The organism is Nostocoides australiense Ben110 (genome assembly GCF_001050535.1).
GTDB classification, from domain to species: Bacteria; Actinomycetota; Actinomycetes; order Actinomycetales; family Dermatophilaceae; genus Nostocoides_A; species Nostocoides_A australiense.
Map to the genome: position 1 here is coordinate 1,857,598 of NZ_HG764815.1, position 7,855 is coordinate 1,865,452.

Genomic DNA, 7,855 nt, shown 5'->3' on the forward strand with positions numbered 1-7,855 from the left:
CGGTGCCGCACGAGTAGCACGTCGGGAACGGGTGCTCGGCCAGGCCCTCATACCGCTGACCCGCGGCCACCGCGTCGGCGAAACTCACCGGCCCCACCGGCGTGGGCGCGAGCGCGGCGGCCGGCTCCGCCGTGCCCACCAGGGTCTCCCCGTGGGTCATCCGGTATGCCGCGGCGTCACCCGAAACGGTCAGCGGCACCTCGAGCGGTGGCGGAGCGGACAGGCGCACCCGCACCGCGTCCGCATCCGGCACCGAATCGCGGACGAACCCCGCGGCCGACCCTGCGAACCAGCCGCCGTTAGCCGACCGGGGCGGGCCGTTGAAGTGCGCGGGGATCGTCAGGGTGGTCATCGCCCCATCCTGCCAGCGCCGTCAGGGACTCATCGCGAGGAAGATGAAGGCCGCGAAGATGCCCAGGTGCACCACCGCCTGCAGCCGGGTCGCGCGACCGGGCACGATCGTCAGGGCCGAGACCACCACGGCGAGCACGAACAAGGTGATGTGCGTCGGCCCGAGCCCGAGCTCCAACGGCGCGTCGACGAAGCGGGTCGCGATCGCCAGCGCCGGGATGGTCAGGCCGATGCTCGCCATGGCCGAGCCGAGCGCGAGATTCATGGACGTCTGCAGCCGGCCGCGCCGCGCGGCGTTGACCGCTGCGAGCGTCTCCGGCAGCAGCACCAGCAAGGCGATGACGACACCGACGAAGGAGTGCGGCAGCCCGGCCGCATTGACCGCGTCCTCGATGGCCGGCGACTCGACCTTGGCCAGCCCGACCACGGCGATCAGCGACAGCAGCAAGAACGCCAGCGAGGTCCACGCCGTCGCATTGCTGGGCGGGTCGGCGTGATCGTCGTCGGTCGCGATCACCGAGCCGTCCTTGGCGACGGGCAGGAAGAAGTCGCGGTGTCGCACCGTCTGGGTCGCGACGAATGCGCCGTAGAGCACGAGCGCGAAGACGGCGGCGAACATCAACTGGCCGGTCGTGAAGCGTGGTCCGGGCGCGCCCGTCGTCATCGACGGCAGCACCAGGGTGAGTGTCGTCAAGGTCGCGACGGTCGCGAGCGCACCCCCGGACCCCTCGGCGTTGAAACGCGGTATGCGGCTGCCGCGAGTGGCGAAAAACAGTGCGGCACCGATGATTCCGGCGAGCGTGATCATCACTGCGGCGAAGACGGTGTCGCGGGCCAGGGTCGCCGACTTCTCGGGCGCTGTCAGCATCAGGGTCAGGATCAGCGACACCTCGATGACGGTGACCGCCACCGCCAGCACAAGCGAGCCGAAGGGCTCACCGACTCGATGCGCGACGATCTCGGCGTGCTGGACGGCCGCGAGCACCGCGCCGCCGAGCAGCAGCGCCACCACCCCGACTCCGATCGCCCCGAGTTCGCGCCCCAGCGTCAACGCCAGCGCGAGGGCGGCGAAAACAGGCAGGGCGTGGTACCAGCGGGCTCGTGTCAGCATAAATGTCTTCCCGCGGCGTCCCGCCGCTGGACGTCGAGTGGGATGCGCCCCAGTCTATCGAAGGACGGTCGCGTCACTCCGCTCCGAAGCCGGCCCAACCGCCTTCGGGCACCTGCCCGACATCGAGATGCGTCAACTGCCCCAACAGGATCGGGTCCTGCCGGTCGAGCCAGTCGACGAGCTGCCGGAAACTGACCAGATAGGTGTCCGGGGCCTTGGCGAGCGTGCGCATGGCCTCTTCGATGGCGTCCATGTAGATGCCGCCGTTCCACTGTTCGAAGTGGTTGCCGATGACCAGCGGCGCCCGGTTGCCGGTGTGGGCGCGCTCGTGCCCGGCGAGCAGCGCCCCGAGCGCCTCCGTCTTCCAGCCCGAATACTTCGAGGCGTCCTTGCCCGGCTGCGGCCCGCTCTGGTTGGCCATGTAGTTGTAGTCCATGGCGAGCACCTCGAACTTGTGTCCCGGGAACGGGATCTGCGACAGCCCGAGGTTCCACATCGTCGTGCCCTCGAACCGGGTGGGCCACACCTGCCGCGCCGAGGTCGAGCTGTCATAGCGCCAGCCGAGCTTCTGCGCCGTCGGCAACAGCGCATCGCTGCCGAGCAGGCACGGCGTGCGCGAGCCGATCAGTTCCTTGTCGTAGTCGAACGGCAGCGACGGTATGGACGTCCAGCCGGTTGTCGTGCGCCAGTGCTTGACCATCCACACGGCTTGGTCGATCTCGTCGCGCCACTCCTTGCTCGTCCAGTCACCGACCCCGCCGGGCCCGCAGAAGTGGCCGTTGTAGTGGGTCCCGATCTCGTGCCCCTCGAGCCACGCCGCGCCCACGCCTTCGATGGTGCGCTTGACGGAGCCGTCGGACAGGAAGGGGATGTCGGTGTCGCCCGGGTCATGGCGCGGGGCGTGATAGCGCTTCGCGTCCGCCTCGCGCAGCAGATAGATGCCGCTGAGGAAGATCGTCATGGAGGCGCCGATTTCCTTTGCGACAGTGCGGAACCGGGTCAGCAGGTGCGCATCGGTCTCGCCGCCGCCGTCCCACGAGAAGACGACGAACTGCGGGGGGCGCGCTGCCCGCGGCGAGGTCGGGCAGCGTCGGCTGGTGCGGTTGGGGTCCGGTATGGGCAGTGCTGCCGTCCCCGATCGGTCGCGGCGCTTTGCTCGTGGTCGGCTTCGCGTTGGCCTGCACGACGCGCACCGGCTGCGTCGGGGCGTTGGCCGGCCCGCACCCGGCCAGGGCAGTAATCAGCGCCGATCCGGTCAGCATGATGGCCGATCGTCGGTTGGTCTCCACGGGCTCCACCCCCTCTGCTACCACTGTCCCGGTTCGCGTCGCTTCATCTGTGACGACGCGCCGAGCGGGCCCGAGGTTGGGTGCGAATTTTGGTGCGGGTCAGGCGTACCGGGCGCTCTGCCGGAGCGGGTCCGGGCCGTGCAGCGGCGGCAGACTCCACGACAGATCGAACCCGCCCGCGCCTCCGGGGGGTGCCGGCGTCGCCCGCAGATGCACCGTATGCGGTGTCTCGACGAGCCGGATCTGCGCCGCGAATCCGCCGTCACCGGTGCCGCCGCCCGCGGCGACCAGGGGCAGCCGTATGCCGTCCGCTCGCCACTCGCTTTCCGCCCACGCGCCCGCGCCCACCGCGAGGGTCAGATCGGTCCCGTCGCGCGTCAGGGTCAACTCCCAGCCGCCGCCGGGTTCGACCGGGCGCACCCGCGCAGCCGAGTATGACTGTGCCACATCGCCACTCGTGCGACTCCACTGTCCGCCGGCGAACGGGAGTGGCGGCGGCGGCGCGATCCGTAGACCCGCCAGGCGCTCGGCCAGGGCGGTGTCCGCGGCCGTGTCTGCGGCGGGGTCACCGGGGCGGTCGACGGCGCGGTCGACGGCCGGGAGCAGGTGCGTCCAGATCGCGTCGAGGATCGCCTGCATGTCCCCAGTCTCCGCGGTCGTCGCGACGGCGATCCGATGCTGCGGCAACACGATCGCGAACTGGCCGAAGGCGCCGTCGCCGCGGTAGCCGTGGCGTGATGACCAGAACGAGCAGCCATAGCCTTGGGCCCAGTCCGGGCCGCCTGGGTCGGGGTTGACGAGGCCGGATGGGGTGCGCGCGCACTCGACCCATTCGGGTGACAACACCTGACGGTCGCCGACGCGGCCCTCGTCGAGATAGAGCTGGGCGAGGGCGAGCACGTCACGCGTCCGGGCGAAGCTGCCCGAGAAGCCCAGTTCGGCGCCGGATCCTGTTGTCTTCCAGAGCAGTTCGGGGACACCGAGCGGTTCGAGGACTCGTTCCCGGAGAATGCCCACGAGGCTTGTGCCGGCAACGGCACGGGCTGCGGCCGCCACCAGATAGGTCGCGACCTGGTTGTAGGCGAAGTGGGTGCCCGGCTCGTGTTCCGGTTCGTGAGCAAGGATCCGCGCAACCATGGGATCCAACCCGGAGTCCAAGAGGGGCCGGGTGGCTACCCCACTCTCGTCGGAACCCCACAGCCAGGCTTCCTGGTCATGGCCCGTCGCCATCCGCAAGCAATCGCCCACGGTGACCTGCTGCCACCGCGCCGGCAGGGCGGCGAAGTCGACGCCGGGAAGGTCGCGGCATACCGGATCCGACAGCGCCAGGCGACCCTCGTCGACGAGCACACCCACCGCTGTCGCCGTCCACGACTTGCTCACCGAGTAGAGCAGGTGGGGGCGCTCCGCGGCATACGGCGCCCAGTATCCTTCCGCGACAACGCGACCGGCACGGGCGATCGCGAACGAGTGCATCTCGATGCCCGGATGTGCCTCGAGAGCGTCGACGAGGGCGAGCAAGCCGGCGGCGTCGATAGCGGCGGCCGAGGGCGAGATGGAGGGGAGGGGCACGCGACCGACCCTACTCAGATGGGGTGAAGGCTCCGGCGATGTGGAGGAGGGCGGCGGCATACGCCTCCTCGGGGTCGGTGTGCGTGACGGACCCCGCCCCGCCGCCCGTGGTGTCGGTGCGATAGGTGACCGTCCAGCCGTCCGGGGTGCGCTGCAGGCTCTCGAGCCGGTCGCCGATCAGCGTGCGCAGCTGGTCCTCGCGCGGCAGCCAGATCGCCTTGTCGAGCGGCACGGAGTCGAGCGCCCATTCGGTGGTGCCGTTGAACCCGAGGATGGTCTCGTCCTGATAGTGGTGCACCTCGATGGTCAGCTCGCTGATCCAGAACTGATCGCCGTCGAGTTCGGGGGAGGAGATCGCGAAACGATCGCCGGGCTGGGGCTCCCAGAGGATCCCGGCGGCGGCCAGGGCGGTGGCGGTGGCGACGCTGAGCATGCGCCCTATTGTGCGCGGCGCAGTCCACTTTTTGGGGGACTTGTTCAGGCATTATTCGCTTTTTATCCTTGTTCCGGCCGTGAGAATGTCGCCGATTTGCGGCGCCGGATCGCGGGCAGTGGTTTCGGAGAATTTCGGGGACGTGAATGGATATTCGGTCGCATCATGAGCTGACGGGGATGCTCGAAGAGCCGTGGCCCGATCCGGAGCACGGCTGTTGCGGCGGCGCGGAGCCGGAGCTGCCGAGTGGGAGCCCGAGCCGGCGCGAACTGCTCGCATATGCGGGGCTATCGCCTTTGCTTGCAACAGGTTTCACGCGATTCGAGACTCCCGGCGAGATCCCGCGCCTCGAGCGGCCGGACAGTGTCGTTCGCGCCGCCCTACACGTGCACAGTTCGTTCTCCGAGGGCGCAGGCGCCCTGAAGGCCTTCGGCACACCCGGCCAGGAAAGCGCCTCGATGGAGTCGCACGCCTACTCGCTGAGCACCATGGGCTTCGACCTGTGCATGTACACCGACCACGACCACCGCATGGCCGGTGCCAACTGGGGCGCCACCTACGTGCCCTATCCGACGCGAGAGGACTTCGCCAACCCCGGGTGGACCTATTCGAGCCAGCGCTACGGCTCGGTGGCCGGCGGTCACAATTTCGGGGCGGGCGGGCTGACGGTGTGCAACCGCAATGGCCTCAGCGGCGGCGTCACCCTGGCCTATTGCGATTCGGGCAACAAGAGGTGGACCTATCGGACCAACCTGGGCGGGATGACGCTCGCCCTGGCGGCCATCGCCCCCGAGACCGGCTACGCGGAATTCCGCCTACAGAGCAGTCACCGTCCCGCCACGGCAGGCCGCCCGGAGGGCAGTTACGTCCTGCGCTATCTGCTGCGCACCGATGTGACCGAGCGCGTAACCGAGGTCGCCGGCCTGACCGTCATCGTGTCTGTCCCGGCTCAATCCGGCACGACCACCGTCGTCCCGATCGACCCGTGCGCCGATCTCGCGGCCGCCTATCCCGACCTAGGCATCCGCGTGCACGACATGTCGGCCTACGGGTTCTGGTTCGGCGCCGGAGGCGGACCCGAGTGCGACAACGCCGCGCTCTTCCAATGCCTGGACATCGCGCGCACGGCAGACGTCGGCGCCGCACTCGCCCTCCAACGCGAACTGCTCGGAGACCTGCAGGCGGGGTATCCGGACATCCGACTCGTCCAAGGCCTGGAGCTGTCCTACGCGAAGCACGTCAACTGGCTGTCCAACGCCTCCACCGACATCACGAGCACGCCACCCACCGGCGGCTCGATGTCGACCTACTTGCGAAACAGCATCGCGATGATTCGCGCGGCCGGCGGCGCGTCGAGCTACAACCACCTGTTCGGCGCCACGCGTGGCCCACTCATCACGGGCAGCGCCCGCACCGGCAAGATCAAGACCACGGCGACCCAGCTGCTCGCCAATCGCCTCTATGGCGCCGACATCCTGGAAGTCGGCTACACCCTGCGCGGGGGCATGGATCTAGCTGCCCACCTCGAGGTGTGGGACATCTTGTTGGCCGCGGGCATGCGCGTGATCGCCAACGGCGCCACCGACAATCACAACGGGAGCTTGTCGTCCTACGCCCGCGACTCCAACAACTTCGCCACGGATGTGCTGGCAAGCACCTCCGACCCGGCGCTGGTGATTCCCGCGCTCCAGCAGGGACGCGCCTTCGTCTCGCAGCACGGCAAGTTCGGCGGCCTTCTCGACCTCAGCGCCACCGGCGCCGTCATGGGGTCGACGGTGACGAGCCCCAAATCGACGGTCAACGTGACCGTGACGCACGAAGGCTGCTCGGGCATGAGCGTTCGGGTGCTCCAGTACGCCGTGCATGGCAGCACCACCGTCAACGCCCGCCGGGCGCCACTCAAGAACGTCTCGATCAACCCCGGCGGGCGGTCCACGACCGCACTGTCCTTCCAGAACGTCAACTCCTATATCCGGAGCGAAGTGTGGAGTGGCGGCAAGCGGGTCGCCTTCAGCAACCCGCTGTTCATTAGGCGCAGGTGAGGAGTCCCGCGTGGGGAGACCAATTGTCTCCCAATGGTTCTTCCCAATGATCCATGGCATCCACAGGAGTGAGAAATGACTAAGCGGTCGCTCAGAAACACGGTCGCGACGATCGGGTGCGCGACCCTCGCGCTCGCCGGCCTGACGGCCGCCCCCGCCGACGCAGCACCCGGCGACGTCCAGATCAACGAGTTGCTCTATCACGCCGCGGATGCCGACCTCACCTACGGCGCTCTCGAGTTCGTCGAGCTGCGCAACACCGGCAGCGAGCCGGTGGACGTCGGGGGATGGCAGTTCACCGCGGGCATCACCGGCACGGCCATCCCGGCCGGCGTGACCATCCCCGCCGGCGGCTACCTCGTCGGGACCAACGACGCCGCCCTGTTCCAGGCCCGGTTCGGTTTCGCCGCGGGCTTCGTCTTCGCGACCGGAGAAGCGCTGTCCAACGGCGGTGAGCTCGTCACGCTGGCCGATGCCGCCGGCGGCGTCATCGATTCGGTGCTCTATGACGACGCCGTCCCATGGCCGTTGTCTCCCGACGGAGCCGGTCCCTCCCTCGAACTCGATCCCTCCGCGACGGACAACGCCGCCACGAGCTGGCACGCCAGCTCCGTCGACTTCGGCACCCCCGCCGCCGCCAACTCGGCCGCCCCCATGGCCCTGACCGGTGTGGGCCCCGACTCCGTGACCCCCGAGCCCGGCGCGGACGTGACCCTCACCGCCACGGCCCCCGCCGGCTCCACGGTGACCTTGACCTACAAGGTCATGTATGCCGCCGACGTCGTCATCCCCATGGCGGACGACGCGGCGAGCCCAGGCGGCGCCGCGGACGGCGTGTATGCCGCGACGATCCCCGGAGCGGGCGCAGGCGAACTCGTGCGCTACCGCGTCAGCGCGACCAAGGGGACCCAGGCCGCGTCATACCCTGCCGAGGGCGATTCGCGACCGTATGACGGGTATGTCGTGCGCGACCCCGAACTCGACTCGGCCACCTATCCGGTCCTGCAGTGGTTCATGTCCGACGAGGTCTATCAGGACATGATCACCAACCACCGCT

The 7,855-nt window shown here is 69.1% G+C and carries 7 protein-coding genes; 2 read left to right on the plus strand and 5 right to left on the minus strand.

Annotated elements, in window-relative coordinates; genetic code table 11:
• The 5 genes from BN11_RS23590 to BN11_RS08960 all read right to left on the minus strand — a co-directional run.
• A partial coding sequence (locus tag BN11_RS23590) for a hypothetical protein (RefSeq protein ID WP_048696769.1) occupies positions 1-352 on the minus strand: 352 nt, incomplete at its 3' end.
• Positions 353-373: 21 nt separating this feature from the next.
• Complete coding sequence (locus BN11_RS08945; protein WP_048696772.1) at positions 374-1,462, minus strand: calcium:proton antiporter; 1,089 nt, start codon at positions 1,460-1,462, stop codon at positions 374-376.
• Positions 1,463-1,535: 73 nt separating this feature from the next.
• Positions 1,536-2,423 carry a polysaccharide deacetylase family protein gene (locus tag BN11_RS08950; protein ID WP_201329249.1) on the minus strand — a complete coding sequence of 296 codons (888 nt, stop codon included), beginning with the start codon at positions 2,421-2,423 and terminating at the stop codon, positions 1,536-1,538.
• 427 nt (positions 2,424-2,850) lie between these two features.
• Entirely contained in the window at positions 2,851-4,323 is a 1,473-nt protein-coding gene (locus BN11_RS08955) for a serine hydrolase domain-containing protein (RefSeq protein WP_048696774.1), read from the minus strand.
• A gap of 10 nt (positions 4,324-4,333) precedes the next feature.
• Positions 4,334-4,756 (minus strand): hypothetical protein, encoded by a 423-nt coding sequence (locus BN11_RS08960; protein WP_048696779.1) that lies wholly within the window; start codon positions 4,754-4,756, stop codon positions 4,334-4,336.
• 146 nt (positions 4,757-4,902) lie between these two features.
• Between BN11_RS08960 and BN11_RS08965 the strand changes: the two genes are divergently transcribed.
• On the plus strand, positions 4,903-6,798 hold the full coding sequence (locus tag BN11_RS08965) for a CehA/McbA family metallohydrolase (protein WP_162213194.1): 1,896 nt from the start codon (positions 4,903-4,905) through the stop codon (positions 6,796-6,798).
• 75 nt (positions 6,799-6,873) lie between these two features.
• Positions 6,874-7,855, plus strand: a 982-nt coding sequence (locus tag BN11_RS23595) for a lamin tail domain-containing protein (protein WP_048696783.1), incomplete at its 3' end; no start/stop codon positions are given.